Annotated in this window: 17 protein-coding genes and 2 pseudogenes; 4 read left to right on the top strand and 15 right to left on the bottom strand. The window is 73.1% G+C overall.

Annotated features, from left to right (window positions below; genetic code table 11):
* Positions 1-57: 57 nt before the first annotated feature.
* The 6 genes from H7A72_RS12870 to H7A72_RS12895 all read right to left on the bottom strand — a co-directional run bounded on the left by H7A72_RS12870 (position 58) and on the right by H7A72_RS12895 (position 4,859).
* Positions 58-276, bottom strand: coding sequence for a glutaredoxin family protein (locus tag H7A72_RS12870; RefSeq protein ID WP_084452633.1), 219 nt, complete (start codon positions 274-276; stop codon positions 58-60).
* Positions 277-314: 38 nt separating this feature from the next.
* Positions 315-1,832 (bottom strand): lysophospholipid acyltransferase family protein, encoded by a 1,518-nt coding sequence (locus H7A72_RS12875; protein ID WP_185220787.1) that lies wholly within the window; start codon positions 1,830-1,832, stop codon positions 315-317.
* On the bottom strand, positions 1,832-2,884 hold the full coding sequence (locus H7A72_RS12880; RefSeq protein WP_084452448.1) for an NAD-dependent epimerase/dehydratase family protein: 1,053 nt from the start codon (positions 2,882-2,884) through the stop codon (positions 1,832-1,834). The genes H7A72_RS12875 and H7A72_RS12880 overlap by 1 nt, the downstream gene beginning before the upstream one ends.
* Before the next feature lie 163 nt (positions 2,885-3,047).
* Positions 3,048-3,146 carry a 30S ribosomal protein bS22 gene (locus H7A72_RS12885; RefSeq protein ID WP_003792170.1) on the bottom strand — a complete coding sequence of 33 codons (99 nt, stop codon included), beginning with the start codon at positions 3,144-3,146 and terminating at the stop codon, positions 3,048-3,050.
* A gap of 152 nt (positions 3,147-3,298) precedes the next feature.
* Positions 3,299-3,496 (bottom strand): helix-turn-helix domain-containing protein, encoded by a 198-nt coding sequence (locus tag H7A72_RS12890; protein WP_072626317.1) that lies wholly within the window; start codon positions 3,494-3,496, stop codon positions 3,299-3,301.
* Between the two features lie 172 nt (positions 3,497-3,668).
* Complete coding sequence (locus H7A72_RS12895; RefSeq protein WP_084452450.1) at positions 3,669-4,859, bottom strand: acetoin utilization protein AcuC; 1,191 nt, start codon at positions 4,857-4,859, stop codon at positions 3,669-3,671.
* Between the two features lie 70 nt (positions 4,860-4,929).
* Between H7A72_RS12895 and H7A72_RS12900 the strand changes: the two genes are divergently transcribed.
* Positions 4,930-5,589, top strand: a complete 660-nt coding sequence (locus H7A72_RS12900) for a TrkA family potassium uptake protein (RefSeq protein WP_370543538.1) — start codon at positions 4,930-4,932, stop codon at positions 5,587-5,589.
* A 77-nt stretch (positions 5,590-5,666) separates the two neighbouring features.
* Here the strand turns inward: H7A72_RS12900 and H7A72_RS12905 are convergent, their stop codons facing one another.
* From H7A72_RS12905 to H7A72_RS12945, 9 genes and pseudogenes are all read right to left on the bottom strand, one after another.
* A complete protein-coding gene (locus H7A72_RS12905) occupies positions 5,667-6,185 on the bottom strand; it encodes a GNAT family N-acetyltransferase (protein WP_084452452.1) in 519 nt (172 codons plus the stop codon).
* A 42-nt stretch (positions 6,186-6,227) separates the two neighbouring features.
* Positions 6,228-6,731: an N-acetyltransferase gene (locus H7A72_RS12910; RefSeq protein ID WP_185220788.1), complete on the bottom strand. Its 504-nt coding sequence runs from the start codon at positions 6,729-6,731 to the stop codon at positions 6,228-6,230.
* Positions 6,731-7,518: pseudogene (gene proC / locus H7A72_RS12915) on the bottom strand (pyrroline-5-carboxylate reductase). Before proC ends, H7A72_RS12910 begins: the two are co-directional and overlap by 1 nt.
* A gap of 27 nt (positions 7,519-7,545) precedes the next feature.
* Positions 7,546-8,490, bottom strand: a complete 945-nt coding sequence (locus H7A72_RS12920) for a hypothetical protein (RefSeq protein ID WP_185220789.1) — start codon at positions 8,488-8,490, stop codon at positions 7,546-7,548.
* Positions 8,487-9,407: a diacylglycerol kinase family protein gene (locus H7A72_RS12925; protein WP_185220790.1), complete on the bottom strand. Its 921-nt coding sequence runs from the start codon at positions 9,405-9,407 to the stop codon at positions 8,487-8,489. The genes H7A72_RS12920 and H7A72_RS12925 overlap by 4 nt, the downstream gene beginning before the upstream one ends.
* Positions 9,408-9,431: 24 nt before the next feature.
* Complete coding sequence (locus H7A72_RS12930; RefSeq protein ID WP_084452459.1) at positions 9,432-10,166, bottom strand: ABC transporter permease; 735 nt, start codon at positions 10,164-10,166, stop codon at positions 9,432-9,434.
* Positions 10,163-10,513, bottom strand: coding sequence for an AAA family ATPase (locus H7A72_RS17215; protein ID WP_370543578.1), 351 nt, complete (start codon positions 10,511-10,513; stop codon positions 10,163-10,165). The genes H7A72_RS12930 and H7A72_RS17215 overlap by 4 nt, the downstream gene beginning before the upstream one ends.
* Positions 10,491-11,762, bottom strand: a pseudogene (locus tag H7A72_RS17220) (TIM barrel protein); the annotation flags it as partial. The pseudogene H7A72_RS17220 and the gene H7A72_RS17215, both read right to left, overlap by 23 nt.
* A gap of 44 nt (positions 11,763-11,806) precedes the next feature.
* Positions 11,807-12,733: a Ppx/GppA phosphatase family protein gene (locus H7A72_RS12945; protein WP_072625409.1), complete on the bottom strand. Its 927-nt coding sequence runs from the start codon at positions 12,731-12,733 to the stop codon at positions 11,807-11,809.
* A 61-nt stretch (positions 12,734-12,794) separates the two neighbouring features.
* On the opposite strand from H7A72_RS12945, the gene H7A72_RS12950 reads away from it, so the two are divergent.
* The 3 genes from H7A72_RS12950 to radA all read left to right on the top strand — a co-directional run bounded on the left by H7A72_RS12950 (position 12,795) and on the right by radA (position 16,566).
* Positions 12,795-13,628, top strand: a complete 834-nt coding sequence (locus H7A72_RS12950) for a hypothetical protein (RefSeq protein WP_185220791.1) — start codon at positions 12,795-12,797, stop codon at positions 13,626-13,628.
* Positions 13,625-15,049 carry an FAD-binding oxidoreductase gene (locus H7A72_RS12955; RefSeq protein WP_185220792.1) on the top strand — a complete coding sequence of 475 codons (1,425 nt, stop codon included), beginning with the start codon at positions 13,625-13,627 and terminating at the stop codon, positions 15,047-15,049. Before H7A72_RS12950 ends, H7A72_RS12955 begins: the two co-directional genes overlap by 4 nt.
* 119 nt (positions 15,050-15,168) lie before the next feature.
* Positions 15,169-16,566, top strand: coding sequence for a DNA repair protein RadA (radA, locus tag H7A72_RS12960; RefSeq protein WP_185220793.1), 1,398 nt, complete (start codon positions 15,169-15,171; stop codon positions 16,564-16,566).
* Positions 16,567-16,569: the final 3 nt, after the last annotated feature.

The raw sequence follows: 16,569 nt of genomic DNA on the forward strand, positions 1-16,569 counted from the left end.
GAACAAATGCACAAAGTCGCCACATACCGTGGACACCGGCCACCCCGGCCCGCACCCTCACGCCCGCAACGCCGCGCGCAACCGCCCTTCGTCCACCCGCCAGTAGTCGTGCTGGCGCCCGTCGACGAAGGTGACCGGCACCTCCTCGGTGTAGCGCGCCAGCTCGGGGTCGGCATCGATGTCGACCTCGGCGAAGCTGTCGCCGGTCTCGGCGACGACCCGCGCGATGATCGCGCGCGCCTCGTCGCACAGGTGACAGCCTTGGCGTCCGACCATCACCACCCGGGCATCGGGAAGGGCGACCACAGCGCCTCCTAGAAGAAGACGGAGCGGCGCGTGACGAGCACGGAGTACAGCGTCTGCTGGATCGTCTCGCGCACCTGGTCGGTCAGCTCGAAGACGAGCATCGGGTCCTCGGCCGCCGCCGGACCCAGCGACGCGGTGTCGACCGGCTCGCCGAACTCGATGATCCACTTGCTCGGCAGCGGGATGAGCCCGAGCGGGCCGAGCAGAGGGAAGAAGGGCGTGATCGGCGCATAGGGAGCCCCGAGCAGCCGGGCCACGGTCTTCATGTTGCCGATCATCGGGTAGACCTCCTCGGCGCCGACGACCGAGCACGGGATGATCGGCACCTCGGAGCGGATCGCCGCCGACACGAAGCCGCCACGGCCGAAGCGCTGCAGCTTGTAACGCTCACGGAAGGGCTTGCCGACGCCCTTGAACCCCTCGGGCCAGACCCCGACGAGCTCGCCGCCGCGCAGCAGCCGCTCGGCATCGGCGTTGGAGGCCAGGGTCGCGCCGGTCTTGCGTGCGACGTCACCGACCACCGGGAGCTGGAAGACGAGGTCGGCGCCGAGCATGCGCAGGAAGCGCTGCTGCGGGTGGGCGTCGTGGATCGCCAGCTGGGTGATGACCGAGTCGATGGCCACCGTGCCCGAGTGGTTGGACACCAGGAGCGCGCCGCTGTCGGCCGGGATGTTTTCGATGCCCCGCACCTCGACGCGGAACCACTTGTCCTTGAGCAGCCGCAGCACGGGGAAGACGGTGTGCGTGGTGAAGTCGCGGTCGAAGCCGAAGTCGTCGACGGCGTAGTCGCCCTTGACCCGACGCTGGAGGAACTGGAGGGTCTCGGCGAAGCGCCGCTCCCAGTCCTCGCCCGCGGCCGCGCCGGCCGCCTGGCCCAGGGTGCGCGAGGTCAGCTGCCCGGCCGACAGCAGCACGGAGAGCAGCTCGGCCAGACCCGGCACGAGCGCCTGGCCGCTGTCGGGGGTCCCCGGCGTCGCGACCGGCTGGGCCGGAGCCACCGCCGGCGAGACCGGCCGACGTGATGCCGCGGCGGTGCTGCGTGCTGCCGGACGCGAGGCGGTCGAGGTGCTGCGCCGGGCCGGCGGTCGGCGGCGGGCGGTCGGGGTCGCCGCGGGGGGCGCTCCGTCGGGTCCGGGGACGACGGTGAGGCGCGGCTGGCGCGGGGCCGACGGCTTCTTGGGCTTGGCCGGGCGGGAGGACGTCGACGAGGTGCGCGATCCGCCCTTCGAGCTCGTGGTCGTGGGGACCTCGGCCGACGGACCGGTGAGCAGCGGGGTCGTGCGGCGGCGGGCCCGCTCTCCCCCGGCACGGTCGGCGGCCGCGGCGACCGAGCTGACCTTGGCGGGCGTCCGCGCGGCGGCCTTCTGGTTCGCCTTCTTCGGCGTCGCCTTCTTGGCGGTCGTCTTCTTCGCGGTCGACTTCTTCGCGGTCGACTTCCGCGTCGCCGGCTTCGCGGCGGTCTTCTTCGCGGCGGTCTTCTTCGCGGCGGTCTTCTTCGCGCCGGAGGCGCGGGTGCTGTCGGCCATCACTTCTCACTCTCGGGGGCGGGCGACACGGCGCGCATGGCGGCCTCGGCGGCCTGCACGGCAGACCAGCCGGGCTGGGCGAAGGGGAGGCGGTCCAGCACCCTCCCCTTCGTCGCGCGGGCGTAGTCCTCGTAGGCGGCGCGCGTCGTGTAGGCGGGCTCGAAGCCCAAGTCGGCGCGCATCCGGGTCGTGTCCAGACCACGACCGAAGGTCATGAAGTCGAGCTGGTCGGAGCCGATGTCGATCAGGCCGAACTTCTTCGCCAGGTCGGTGAGGGCACCGGTCGTCGCGCGCGGCACGAGGACGAAGGGCCGTCCGGCGAGGTTGGCCGCCTGGCTCGCGGTGATGATGCCGTCGCCCGCGACGTTGACCGAGCCCAGACCCGGGATGCTCACCGCCCGGGCGATCGCGTCGACGCAGTCGTCCTCGTGGACGAACTGCAGCCGGGCATCGTAGCCGAGCGGGATCGGGATGACGGGCAGGCTGAAGTGGTCGGTGAAGGCGGTGCGGATGCGCGGCCCGATGACGTTGGCGAAGCGCAGCGTGGTGATCTCGATGTCGGGTCGGCGCCGCGAGAGACCGCGCACGTAGCCCTCGACCTCGACGCTGTCGCGGGCCCAGCCCGAGCGCGGCATCTGCTTGGCCGACATGTCCTCGGTGAACATCGCCGGATCACGGGGGCTCGAGCCGTAGACGCCCGCGGTGGACTTGACGACGAGCTTGGTCACCGAGTCGGCGCGCTGGCAGGCAGCGAGCAGCTGCATCGTGCCGATGACGTTGACTTCCTTCTGGGTCGCCCGTCCCCCGCCGGCGCGGGGGGTGGCGATGACGCCCATGTGGACGACCGTGTCGACGTCGTTGCCCGAGATGATCCGGCTGATGAGCGGGCTGCGGATGTCGGCCCGCATGAACTCCGCACGCCCGATGCCGTGCCGCGGCGGCACCACGTCGACGCCGATGATCCGGTCGATGGACTCGTCTCGGCTCAGGCGACGCGCAAAGGCTCCGCCGAGGTGGCGGGAGACTCCTGCGACGAGGACCGTCTGGGGCACCGGGAGGCCTTCCTGTGGACGTCGGCCGCGGGTGGTCACGACCTGGTCTGCAGCCTAGCCACGCGCTGCCGCCCGCGGGGCCCCGCCGGGCGAGACGGCGGTCACCGTGAGCACGACGAAGGGGGTCGGTCCGGATGATCCGGACCGACCCCCTTCGTGCGGGTCACTTCTTGTTGCGACGCTGGTGGCGCGTCTTGCGCAGCAGCTTGCGGTGCTTCTTCTTCGCCATGCGCTTGCGACGCTTCTTGATGACAGAACCCATGCGGATGTCCTTCTGGTGTCGTGGTCGGTGCTTGTCGGGGGCGGCTCGAGCGATGCCGATCCTGCCGAGGCAGGGCCCACCGAACTACGAGTCAGACGACAGAGTCTATCCGCTCCCACGAGCGCCTCGCGCCGGGGGCGGGTGCCGGTCGCTCAGGCGGTCTCGATGAAGGAGCTCTCGAGGTAGGTGTGCACGGCGTCCTCCGGGACGCGGAAGCTGCGACCGACGCGCACTGCCGGCAGGTCGCCGTTGTGGACCATGCGGTACACGGTCATCTTCGACACGCGCATGATCGAGGCAACCTCGGCCACGGTGAGGAAGCGCACCTCACCCAGTCGGTCGTTGGACATGATCACCTCGGTCTCCGCGGGGTCGCACCACCGGCCCGTGCCGGATGGATCGTCTACGAGCCCCGCAGACGACAACCATAGGGGCAGATGTGACGACTGTGAAGCCGCAGGGGGAGATTATCGCCCGCACGTCCACCCGACACGCCGATGCGTGGCGAGAAGTCGCGGAATTTCAGTCGTACCAGACGTCGAGGCCGTGGAGCGGGAAGACCGCCTCGCGGGCGGCCATGATCGCCCGGTCGACGCCGCTGTGGGGGTTGTAGCCCATCGCCCAGGGCTGCACCCAGATCGGCAGCTCCCGATCGGGCAGGTCACCCATGCGCTCCGGACCGAGCTGCCCGGAGACGAGCTCGACGTGCTCGCGCCAGGCCAAGGGGATCTCGGTGGCGGCCGGCACCGGCTTGTGCGCGGCGATCGCGGTCAGGTGGGTCCACGTCCGGGGCACGGCGCCGCAGACGTCGTAGCCACCCCCGCCGAAGGCGACCCACCGCCCGTCGGCGACCTCGTGCGCGAGACGGTGGAGGTTGACCGCGGCCTGCCGCTGGGCGTCGACGGTCAGGGCCATGTGGGCCAGGGGGTCCTCGCGGTGGGTGTCGCAGCCGTGCTGGGTGACGAGCACCTGCGGCTCGAAGGCGCGCACGACCGGGGCGGCGACCGAGGCCAGCGCACGCAGCCACGGCCCGTCGGTGACCCCGGGCGGCAGCGCGATGTTGACGGCCGTGCCCTCGGCACCCGGCCCCCCGGTGTCAGCGGGCCAGCCGGTGCCCGGGAAGAGGGTGCGGCCGGACTCGTGGAGCGAGACGGTGAGCACGCGCGGGTCGTCGTAGAAGATCGCCTGCACGCCGTCGCCGTGGTGGACGTCGACGTCGACGTAGGCGACCCGCTCGACGCCCTGGTCGAGCAGCCACCGGATCGCGGCGGCGATGTCGTTGTAGATGCAGAAGCCGGCGGCACGATCGCGCATCGCGTGGTGCATGCCACCGGTGAAGTTGACGGCGTGCTCGGCCTCGCCGGTCCACACCCGCCGGGCGGCCTCGACCGATCCGGCGACGATGCGGGCGCTCGACTCGTGGATCCCGGCAAAGGCGGGCACGTCGTCGGTGCCGATGCCCCAGGTGCCGTCGGCGGCGGAGGGGTCGGCGGACATCGCCTTGACGGCGTCGACGTAGGCGCGGTCGTGGACCGTGGTGAGCACCTCGTCGGGCGCGATGTCCACGTCGACGAGCTCGACGTCGTCGAAGACGCCGAGCTCGCGGCAGAGTCGTGCGGTCAGGTCCAGCCGCACCGGTGCCATGGGGTGACCCGGCCCGAAGTCGTACTTCGTGAAGTCCTCGCCCCAGATGGCGCACGCCTGTGTGCTCATGAGCAGGACGCTACCCCGGCTAGGGTCGGTGATCACTGACCCCCCGACGATCGGAGAGACCGTGCCCCGCATGCGTCTGCACAACGAGGACGTCCTCGTCATCGGCCTCGGCCGCTTCGGCGGGGCCGTCGCGACCGAGCTGCACCGGCTCGGCAACCGCGTCACGGCCCTCGAGCTCGACCCCCGTCTGGCGGAGAGCTATCTCGGCCGGGTCGGGCGCATCGTCCAGGGCGACGCCACTGCCGTCACGACGATCGAGGAGATCAAGCCGCACGCCTTCTCGGCGAGCGTGCTCGCGATCGGCTCGTCGATCGAGGCGAGCGTCCTCGCGGCGGTCAACCTCATCGACGGCGAGGCACCCAAGGTCTGGGCCAAGGCGGTCAGCCCCGAGCACGCCCGCATCCTCAACCGGATCGGCGTGCACCACGTCCTCTCCCCCGAGATCGAGTCCGGCAAGCGGCTGGCGCACCTCATCGGCAGCCGGCTCATGGACTACATCGAGTTCGACGACGGCTTCGCGATCGTCAAGATGACCCCGCCGCAGGAGGCGATCGGCTTCACCCTCGAGCAGTCGTCGATCCGCAGCAAGTACGGCGTGACCGTCGTCGGCGTGAAGTCACCCGGCCAGGACTTCACCTATGCCCGCCCCGAGACCAAGGTGCGCAGCGGCGACCTGATCATCGTCAGCGGGCCGACCGCGCTCATCGAGCGGATGGCCGCGCGGCCGTAACCCGGCCCGCCTCACGGCGGCGCCCCTCCTCCCTTCGGTCGAAGGGAGGAGGGGCGCCGGTGGTCGTGGGGTCGCGGTCAGCCGCGGTCCTCGCCGAGGGCCAGGACGAGCGCGATCTCCTCCTCGGGAGCGCCGTCGCCACCCGAGACGCGCATCGGGCGGCGGTCGTCGGTGGGGCGGAAGCCGAAGCTGGAGGCGAAGGCGACGGCGCGGCCGTTGTCGGAGCCGACCCAGTAGTAGAGCTGGCTCAGGCCCTTGTCCTCGGCGATGCGAGCGCCCTGGCGCACGAGGTTGGCGGCGACGCTGCGGCCACGCCACTGGGGGTTGACCCACAGGCCGAAGAGCTGGCCGGCGGTCTCGCCCTTGTCCTCGCTGACGCTGCCGATGCTGACGACACCGACGTGCGCGCCCTCGGCCTCGGCGACGAGGCGGACGCTGCGGGCCATGCGGGCGCGCCAGAAGTCCTCGGGCTCGGCGGCCTCGGTGTCGTGGTCGGCGACGAAGGCGTCGGGAGATTCGCGCAGGGCTTCCAGCCGAAGGGTGCGGTAGGTCTCCCACTCGTCCTCGGTCAGTGCGCGCACGGTGATCTCACTCATGGCGTGAGTCTCTCATCCCGGGCCGCGGAATGCTCCCCCGGGTCATCGAGAATTCACCTCTTCGCCTGTCACAGCGCGGATCTCGCGACTCATCCGGTCGCACCCCCGGGCGTCGCCGTGTGCCCCGTCGAAGGCGAACCCGGCCCGCTCGTAGAAGCCGAGTGCTCGCGGGTTGTCGAGCATGACGTGCAGTCGCACCTCCGTCGCGCCCCCGGCCGCCGCCTCGGTCACGGCGGCGTCGACGAGGGCGTCGGCGAGCCCCCGACCACGGGCGTGGCCGGCGACCCACATCGCGACGATCTCGGGGACGTCGGCCGGGTCGAGTCGCAGCATCGTCGCGGCGCCGAGCGGGAGGCCGTCGCCGCCCTCGGCGAGGAAGACCGCCTGCTCGAGGAGCGAGCGCCACCTCTGCTCGTCGTAGGAGACCTCCCGGGCGAAGCTGCTGCCGTAGGCCGCCGGCTCGTCGAGGAGCATCGCCAGCCGCAAGGCGCGGTAGCGCTGCCAGTCCTCGGCGGTCAGGCGGCGCACCGACCAGTCGGCGGCCATCAGCCCGCTCGGTCGGCGCAGGCCGAGACGGCGTCGGCGAGGGCGTGCCGCAGCCCGTGGGCCTCGAGGCGGGCGAGCGCCGCGGCGGTCGAGCCCCCCGGCGAGGTGACCTGGGCGCGCAGCAGCGCCGCCTCCTCGCCGGTCTCGACGAGCATCGCGCCCGCGCCACGTGCGGCCTGCCCGGCGAGGGCGAGGGCGTCGGCGCGGGTCAGCCCCTGCGCGACGCCGCGTCGACCATCGCCTCGACGACGAGGTAGAAGTAGGCGGGCGCCGACCCGGACAGGGCCGTGGCCGCGCCCTGCTGCGTCTCGGGAAGGACGAGGGTGGCCCCGGTCGGCGCGAGCACGTCGCGCACGAGCTGCAGCTGCTCGTCGGTGACGTCGGCGGCGGGGCTGAGCACGGTCATCCCCTGGCCGACGCGGGCCGGGGTGTTGGGCATCCCGCGGACCGCGGCGACGCCGTCGGGCAGCGCGGCGGCCAGGTCGGCGAGGGAGACGCCGAGCGCGAGGGAGACGACGACCGAGCCGGGGCGAAGAGAGCCGCGCACCTGCGCGAGCAGGTCCGCCACCGCGTAGGGCTTGACGACGACGAGGTGGACGTCGGCGCGGGCCGCGGCCGTGGAGGCGTCGACGACCCCGACCGCGGGCCGGTCGGCGTAGCGCTCGCGCAGCTCGGTGGCGCGCTCGGGGGTGCGCGCGACGGCGAGGACCTCGCCGTCGCCGTGCGCGGTGAGACCGTCGAGGATGGCGCCGCCCATGGCGCCGACTCCGTAGATCGCGGTGGTCATCTGGGTCCTCCTGGGTCGGTGGTGCGGTCAGCCGCGGCCGGTGACGGTCTCGACGAGGCGTCGGACCCCGGAGGGGCGGCGGGCCAGGTCGTGCAGGTGCTCGAGCCACATCGGACCGTAGGGCACGAGGATGCGCACCCGGTGGCCGGCGTCGGCGGTGCGCAGCTGCAGGTCGGGGTCGGCGCCGAGGAAGAACTGGTACTCCAGGCCTTCGGGACCACGACCGGACTGGTCGGCGAGGCCGTCGGCCAGGTCGAGGAGCACCGGCTCGTGGGTGGCGACGACGGTATGGACCCCGCTGCCGAGCAGGGTCGCGAGGCAGCGGGCGAAGGCGAGGTCGACCTCGTGCGGGTCCTGCCAGCTCGACGCCTGCGGCTCGCCGGTGCCGCCGCGCACGAGGCGCACCCGGGCGCCGGTCGCGGCGAGCATCGCCGCATCGGCCTCGGAGCGGTGGCGGCGGGCGACGAGCGAGGTCGTGAGGCGGGGGTGCTCCAGCCGCACCCGCTGGACGAGGTCGAGCAGGGCGTCCATCGAGTGGTCGGGGCCAGAGCGCAGGGTGATGTCGACCCGGTGGTCGTCGCCGACCGTGCACACCCGGCGCAGGGCTTCTTCGGCGCGGGCCGGGTCCTGGCCCAGCCCGAGGTGCTCGGGGGCTAGGTAGAGCTCGGAGTGGTAGTCGCCGCCCGCGGTGACGGGCGCGATCCTCTCGATGGCCGTCGTCGCCTCGGTGATCGTCGCCTCGATGGCCGCGGCATCGGTCGCGGCGGGCAGGAGCGGGTGGAGCGCGGCCAAGCGGTTGGTCCGCCGCAGCCAGGCCGCCGTGGCGACCGCGTCGTCGACGCCCTCGCCGGCGACAAAGCGATGCCGGGCGGCCTGCACGATGCGGGAGCGCTCGGTGCGCCCGCGCGCCTGCGAGGTCACGAGGGCGTCGAGCAGCCGGGTGCGCAGGTGGTCGGGGTTGAGGATGCTCACGTCGTCTCCTCGGGGGTGTGCAGACGGTAGGCCTCGGGCACGACCCGCCAGGTGCGCTCCCTGACGGGGTCGAGCTCCTCGCCGTCGGCATTGGCGGCGAAGGCGTGGTTGACCCCGCGGACGGTGACGGTGCGGGCCCGGCGGGTCACGACGTCGTCGAGCTCGGTGTGCGTCCCGCGGCTCAGGTGCAGCGCGTAGCGGAGGCGGCGACGGGGAGCGACGGCGAAGGAGACGACGACCTCGGCACGGCCGTCGCCGGGTGCTGCGTCGGGGGCGATCATGCTGCCGCCGCCGACACTCGTCCCGATGGTCGCGGCGACCTGCAGGACGCGACGACTGCCGTCGGCGATGACCTCGTCGTCGACGACCACCTCGAGGTGGCGACCCTGCTGACCGAAGCCCGCGGCGATGCCCCCGATCGCATAGCTGAGGATCCCGAGGTGCACCTTGCCCAGACGCTCCTTCCAGGGGGCGGCGATGCGGCCGGCCTCCTCGCCCACGCCGATGTGCACGGCATTGGCCACGAGGTTGTCGTCGTCGTCGATGAGCACGTCGACCGGGCGCACCGGGCTGGCCAGGACGATGCGCGCCGCCTCGGCGGGGTCCTTGGGCAGGCCCGTCGCCCGGGCGAAGTCGTTGCCCGTGCCCATCGGCAGCAGGCCGACGGTCGGCGGGTCCTCGCCGAGGTCGCCGGTGCGGCACAGCGCGGTGACGAAGGCGTGCAGCGACCCGTCTCCCCCGGCGACGACGACCTCGCGGCCGTCACGCGCGGCGATCGCCTCGGTGAGATCGTCGATCGACTCGGTCTCGACGACCTCGACGTCGCCGCCCTCGCGCAGCACGGCCAGCGCGGCCGCCTGGGCCTTCCGGTCGGAGCTGCCCGCTGAGGCATTGGCGATGAAGAGCAGTCGTCTCACGCCCGTCAGCCTACGGTCCCGCGGTCACCCGGTCCGGCGGCGCAGGGTGAGGCTCCCCAGGGCGAGGGCCACGACGATCCAGCCGGCGATGACGAGCAGCGGGGTGACGAGGTCACCGCCCGGGTCGGGCGCCCGCGCGACCGAGGTCGCCGCGTCGACGACGTAGGACAGCGGCAGCACGTCGGAGACGAGCTCGAGCGCGCGCGGCAGCTGGTCGCGCGGCACGAGCAGCCCGCAGAGGAGGAACTGCGGCAGCACCGTGGCCGGCATGAGCTGGACGGCCTGGAACTCGGTGGCGGCAAAGGCCGACGCGAGCAGCCCGAGCGAGGTCCCGAGGACCCCGCTCGCGACGACGACGAGCACGAGCCAGGCCGACGTCGCGGCGGTGTCGAGCCCGAGGAGCCACACCGAGACGGCCGTGACGACCGCCCCCTGGACGACGGCGAGCAGACCGAAGGCGAGCGCGTAGCCGAGGACGAGGTCGGCCTTGCCCAGGGGCGTGGTGAGCAGCCGCTCGAGGGTGCCGCTCGTGCGCTCGCGCAGCGTCGCGACGCTCGTCACGACGAACATGACGACGAAGGGGAAGACCGTGAGCAGCACCGGCCCGACCCGCTCGAAGAGCACACCGTCGGCGTAGATCCACGCGAGCAGGCACATGAGGACGACCGGCACGACGAGCAGGAGACCAAGCGTTCGGTGGTCGCGGGTGAGCTGCCGCAGCACCCGGGCGACGGTGACGAGGGTCAGCCGCGGGCTCATGCCGCCACCTCGTCCACGAGCGCGAGGAAGGCACCCTCGGCATCGGCGGCGCCGGTGCGCTCGAGGAGCCCCGCAGGTGTGTCGTCGGCGAGGACCTCCCCGTCGCGCAGCAGGACGAGTCGGTCGCAGCGCGAGGCCTCGTCCATGACGTGGCTGGAGACGAGGAGCGTCACGCCGTCGTCGGCGAGCCCACGGAAGAGGTCCCACAGGTCGCGCCGCAGGACGGGGTCGAGCCCGACGGTCGGCTCGTCGAGGACGAGCAGCTCGGGGAGAGCCGACGAGGGCAGCCGCGAGGCTGACCCGGCTGCGCTGCCCGCCCGAGAGGGCATCGGTGCGTGCAGCGGCATGGCTCGTCAGGTCGACGCGCGTCAGCGCCTCGCGGGCCGCGGTGCGCGGGTCCCGCACGCCGAGGAGCCGGGCGAAGTGGGTGACGTTGTCCGCCACGGTGAGGTCGCCGTAGACGCTCGGTGCCTGGGTGACGTAGCCGACCCGGTGCCGCAGCTCGGGGTGGCCCGCCGGGCGTCCGAGGACCTCGACCCGACCCGCGTCGACCCGCTGCACCCCGACGACCGCCCGCATGACGGTGGACTTGCCGCCGCCGCTCGGCCCGAGGAGCCCGACGACCTCTCCCTTCGGCACCCGCAGATCGAGGCCGGGCAGCACGAGGCGTCCGCCCCGCGTCACCCGCAGCCCGTCGATCTCGATCGCGTGCGCCCCGTCGAAGGGTGCCCGCGCGTCGCGCCGACGGCCGTGGGCCGACATCACGACGCCGATTCGGTGGCGGTGGCGCTCGGCTCGTCGGCGAGCTGCCCGAGGTGCCGGCGGGGCGAAGTCGAGCGACTCGCGCAGGTCCGCCTCGCGCTCCTGCGGGCGGCGCCGGGTGCCGACCTCGAGCACGACGGCCCCGGAGAACCCGCTCGTCGTCAGGTGCTGGAGCACCTCGGCGCAGGGCTGGGTGCCGCGGCCCGGGACGAGGTGGTCGTCCTTGAGCGTCGTGAGCATGCCGTCGGCCAGATGGATGTGCGAGAGCCGGTCGCCGAGGTCGAGGACCATCTGCATCGCGTCGCTGCGGGCGGTCGCGGTGTGCGACAGGTCGATCGTCACGTGGTCGTAGGGCTGGGGCACCGGGTCCCAGTGGGGCAGGTAGGCCTGCACCTGGCGGCCCCGCGCGGCCCAGGGGAACATGTTCTCGACCGCCAGGGTGATGCCGGACTCGTGCTCGCGCTCGGCGACGCCGTCGGCGAAGCCCCGGGCGTAGGCCTGCTGCCAGCGGAAGGGCGGGTGGAGCACGACGGTCGGCGCCCCGACCTGCTGCGCCAGCTCGATCGAGCCGTCGATCTTGCCCCAGGGGTCGGCGCTCAGGACCCGCTGGGTGAGCAGCAGGGTCGGCGCGTGGATCGAGACGATGTCGAGGCCGTGGTGGTCGGCGAGGGCCCGCAGCGCGCCGGCGCTCTGCGAGATCGGGTCCGCCCAGACCATGACCTCGACGCCGTCGTAGCCCAGCTCGGCCGCCATCTCGAAGGCCGCGGCCGCGCCCTCCGGGTAGACCGAGGCGGTGGACAGGCCGACCGGGATGTGCGGGTGGGGAGAGGCCATGCCTCGAGCGTAGACCCGCGTCGGCGGCGGGATCGGGAGCGCGCTCAGCTCATCAGGTCGAGGTAGCGCAGCAGCACGCCCTCGCGCAGCGCCCACGGGCAGATCGTCAGCTCGCGGACCCCGAGCAGGTCCATCGCCGCCTCGGCGACGATGCCGCCGGCGAGCAGCTGGTGGGCCCGCGACGCGGAGACCCCCGGGAGCTCGACGCGCTCGTGCGCGGTCATCGTCGAGATCCGGGCGATCGTCGCGGTGACGTCCTCCAGGCGCAGTCGCCGGTCGACGTAGGGCCCGTCGGCGCTCGGCGCGGCGCCCGCGATGCGGGCCAGGGAGCGCATCGTCTTGCTCGTGCCGAGCACCGTGTCGGGCGAGCTCGCCTTGGCGTAGGGCCGGATCTCCTTGGCCAGGGTGGCGCGGACCGCGCGGCGGGCCGCCTTGATCTCCTGGGCCGAAGGGGGATTGCCCGGCAGCAGGTCGCGGGTCACCCGGCCGGCGCCGAGGAGGAGCGACTTGGCGATGTCGGGGTCCTCGTCGTCGCCGAGGGTCAGCTCGAGGGAGCCGCCGCCGATGTCGACGACGAGCAGCCGGCCCGCGGACCAGCCGGCCCACCGACGGGCGGCGAGGAAGGTCAGCCGCGCCTCGTCCTCACCGCTGAGCACCCGCAGGTCGACCCCGGTGTCGGCCCGCACCCGGGCAAGGACCTCGTCGCCGTTGGGCGCCTCGCGCACCGCGCTCGTGGCGAAGGGCAGGATCTCCTCGACCCCGTGGTCCTCGGCGACCTCGAGGCACTCGGCGACGAAGCGCGACAGGTCGGCCGCGCCGGCGTCGTCGATGCAGCCGTCGTCGTCGACGTGCTCGGACAGCCGCAGCAGGATCTTGTGGGAGGTCGCAGGGATCGGCGCCGCACCGTGATGGGCGTCGACGACGAGGAGGTGGACGGTGTTGGAACCGACATCGATGACACCAAGGCGCACGGGGCAACAGTAGACGCCCGCGGTTGTTGCCCGGCACGCGCGCACGCATAGGGTGGCGGCCGTGAGTGATGAGACCACGTCGCACCCCGGCGAGAGCGACCTGCAGACCGCCCGGACGTGGGTCGAGTTCGACGACTCGGCCGACGAGGGGCAGCGCTTCCGCTGCGACCTCACCTGGCTCACCTCGTCGTGGACCTGCGTCTTCGGCAACGGCTGCCACGGCATCGACGCCGATAAGCCGGACTTCGGCTGCTGCGTCCTCGGAGCCCACTTCACCGACAAGGACGACGTCGCCCGGGTCAAGACGATCGTCGACGAGCTCGGCGAGGACGAGTGGGAGCTGCACCCGGGCTCGACCCGCAAGTCGGCGTGGACCGAGCGTGAGGACGGCGAGCTGAAGACCAAGGTCGTCGACGGCGCGTGCATCTTCCTCAACCGCCCCGGCTTCCCCGCCGGCGCCGGCTGCTCGCTCCACCAGCACGCGATGCTCACCGGCGTCGAGCCGCACACGGTCAAGCCCGACGTGTGCTGGCAGCTGCCGATCCGCCGCACCTACCGCACCGTCGAGCTGCCCGACGAGAGCAGCTACCTCGAGGTGAGCATCGGCGAGTACGACCGCCGCGGCTGGGGGCCGGGCGGGCACCAGCTCGACTGGTACTGCTCGGGCAGCCCCGACGCGCACGTCGCCGCCGACCCGGTCTACGTCAGCGAGCGGCCGGGGCTCATCGAGCTCATGGGGCAGGCCGGCTACGACGAGCTGGCGCGCCGGTGCGAGGCCCACCTGGCGCTCGTGGCCGCGGCCACGACGACCGGGGACGGTCGCCCTTCGCCCTCCGGCCGGGCGCTGCTGCCGCTGCTCGTCCACCCGGCGACGCTGGCCGCACGGGAGTGGTGACGGTGTCCCCCTTCGACCTCGCGGAGCTGGTGCGCACCGAGCTGGCGGCCGAGCTCGGTGACGGGGTGCTCGCCACCGACCCCGACGTCGTGGGGTCCTACTCCACGGACCAGGCGCTCTTCTGCCCCGGCGACGGCGCGGTTGCTCTGGTGCGGGCACGGACCGTGGCCGACGTGCAGGCGACGCTGCGGTTCGCGACGCGGCACCGGGTCCCCGTGGTGCCGCAGGGCGCCCGGACCGGGCTGTCCGGCGGGGCCAATGCCGTGCCCGGCTGCCTGCTGCTGTCGCTGGAGCGCATGGACCGCGTGCTCGAGATCGACGCGGCCGAGCGGACCGTGACCGTCGAGCCGGGGATCATCAACCAGGACCTCAAGGACGCGCTCGCCCCGCACGGGCTGTCCTACCCGCCGGACCCGGGCTCGGTCGCGATCTCGTCGATCGGCGGCAACGTCGCGACCAATGCCGGCGGGCTGTGCTGCGTGCGCTACGGCGTGACCCGCGACTACGTGCGGCAGCTGCGGGTCGTGCTCGCCGACGGCACGCTCGCCACCTTCGGCACGACGACGGCGAAGGGGGTCGCCGGCCTCGACCTGCGCGGCCTGCTCATCGGGTCGGAGGGCACGCTCGGGGTCGTCGTCGAGGTGACGCTGCGGCTCGTCCCGACCCTGCCGGAGCCGCTCACCGCAGTGGCGACCTTCGCCGACATCCGTTCTGCCGCAGCGACGGTCGCCGACCTCATGGCGTCCGGGGCGCAGCCCAGCCTCGTGGAGTCGATGGACCGAGCAACCCTGCAGATCCTCGCCGAGTGCGGCTACGGCGACGTCGGCACGGGCGCCGGGGCGATGCTGCTCGTCCAGTCCGACGGTGGCGGCAGCCTCGAGGCCGCACAGGCGGAGGTCGAGGCGCTGGGGCGCTTCGCGCAGGCGCACGGGGCCCTGGACGTCGCCGTCTCGGACGACCCGGCCGACAGCGCGGCCCTGGTGCACATGCGTCGGATGGCCCAGCCCTCCTTCGAGCAGTGGGCTCAGGCGCACGGCGGCGGCCAGCTGCTCGACGACGTCTGCCTGCCGCGGACCCGACTGCCGGACTTCTACGACCGGCTCGAGACGATCCGCGAGCAGTCCGGGCTGACGATCGCGGTCGTCGCCCACGCCGGCGACGGCAACACCCACCCGTCGATCTTCTTCGACACGAGCGACCCCGACAGCATCGCGCGGGCCGACGCGGCCTTCGACGCGATCATGGAGCTCGGTCTCGAGCTCGGCGGCACGATCACCGGCGAGCACGGCGTCGGGTACCTCAAGCGCCGCTGGCTGGCCCGCGAGCTCGACGACGGCACCCGGCAGGCCCACCTGGCGGTCAAGGCGGCGCTCGACCCGCTGGGGATCCTCAACCCCGGCAAGATGCTCGCCGACCTCTGACCGAGCCCGCGGCCGCCCGCGAGGCCCGCTCAGGGCTCGGCACCCCCCTCGAGGCTGCATTGCCCTACGGCAATGCAGCCTCGCGGGGGCTGTCGGGGGCGGCACGTAGGTTGGCGGCCATGGCTACCAAGAAGGGCGGACCGACCTACCGGTGCAGCGAGTGCGGCTGGACCACGGTCAAGTGGGTCGGGCGGTGCGGCGAGTGCCAGGCATGGGGCAGCGTCGACGAGGTCGGCGGCGCGACGACGCGCACCCTCGCCGCGGCCCGGGTGCAGCGTCCCGCCGTGCCCATCCGGGAGATCGACGGCGAGCAGGCGAGCCACCGGTCGACCGGGGTCTCGGAGTTCGACCGGGTACTCGGCGGTGGGCTGGTGCCCGGCTCGGTCGTCCTCGTCGCCGGTGAGCCCGGCATCGGCAAGTCGACCCTGCTCCTCGACGTCTCCGCCCGGGTCGGCGAGACCCGGCGGGTCCTCTACCTCACCGGCGAGGAGTCGGCGGCGCAGGTGCGCGGCCGGGCCGAGCGCATCGGCGCGGTGACCGACGGCCTCTACCTCGCCGCCGAGACCGACCTGTCGACCGTGCTCGCGCACATCGCGCAGGTGCAGCCCGACCTCGTCGTCGTCGACTCCGTGCAGACCATCGCCTCCAGCGAGGTCGACGGCTCCGCGGGCAATGTCAGCCAGGTGCGCGAGGTCGCCGGGTCGCTCATCCAGGCGGCCAAGGAGGGCGGCTTCGCGATGCTGCTCGTCGGCCACGTGACCAAGGACGGCTCGATCGCCGGCCCGCGGGTCCTGGAGCACCTCGTCGACGTCGTCGTGCAGTTCGACGGCGACCGGCACACGCGGTTGCGGATGGTGCGCGCGGTGAAGAACCGCTTCGGCCCCACCGACGAGGTCGGGTGCTTCGACCTCACCGACGGCGGCATCATCGGCCTGTCCGACCCGAGCGGCCTCTTCCTCTCCAGCCGCCACATCAACGTCCCGGGCACCTGTGCGACCGTCACGCTCGAGGGCCGGCGACCGCTCGTCGTCGAGGTGCAGTCGCTCGTCTCCCCCTCGCAGATCCCCACCCCGCGACGGGCCAACGTCGGCCTCGACAGCGGCCGCCTGGCGATGATCATCGCCGTCCTCGACAAGCGGGCGGGCGCGCCGATCGGCAACCAGGACACCTATGTCTCCACCGTCGGCGGGGTCAAGATCACCGAGCCCTCCAGCGACCTCGCCGTGGCGATCGCCATCGCGAGCGCGGTGCTCGACGAGCCGGTGCCGCACACCCTCCTCGCGCTCGGCGAGATCGGGCTGAGCGGCGAGGTCCGCCCCGCGGTCGGCGTCGCCCGACGGCTGACCGAGGCGGCCCGTCTCGGGTTCCGCACCGCGCTCGTGCCCGTGGGTGCGCTGGCCGACGCCGCTCCCCCGCCGGGCATGGACGTCGTCGAGGTCACCGACGTCACGGCCGCCGTCGCCGAGATGCGACGGCGCCACCCCGCGGACAACGTGCGACGCCTGCCCTCGACATAGACT

Origin of the sequence: Janibacter sp. YB324, assembly GCF_014217915.1 — a bacterium.
Taxonomy (GTDB): domain Bacteria; phylum Actinomycetota; class Actinomycetes; order Actinomycetales; family Dermatophilaceae; genus Janibacter; species Janibacter indicus.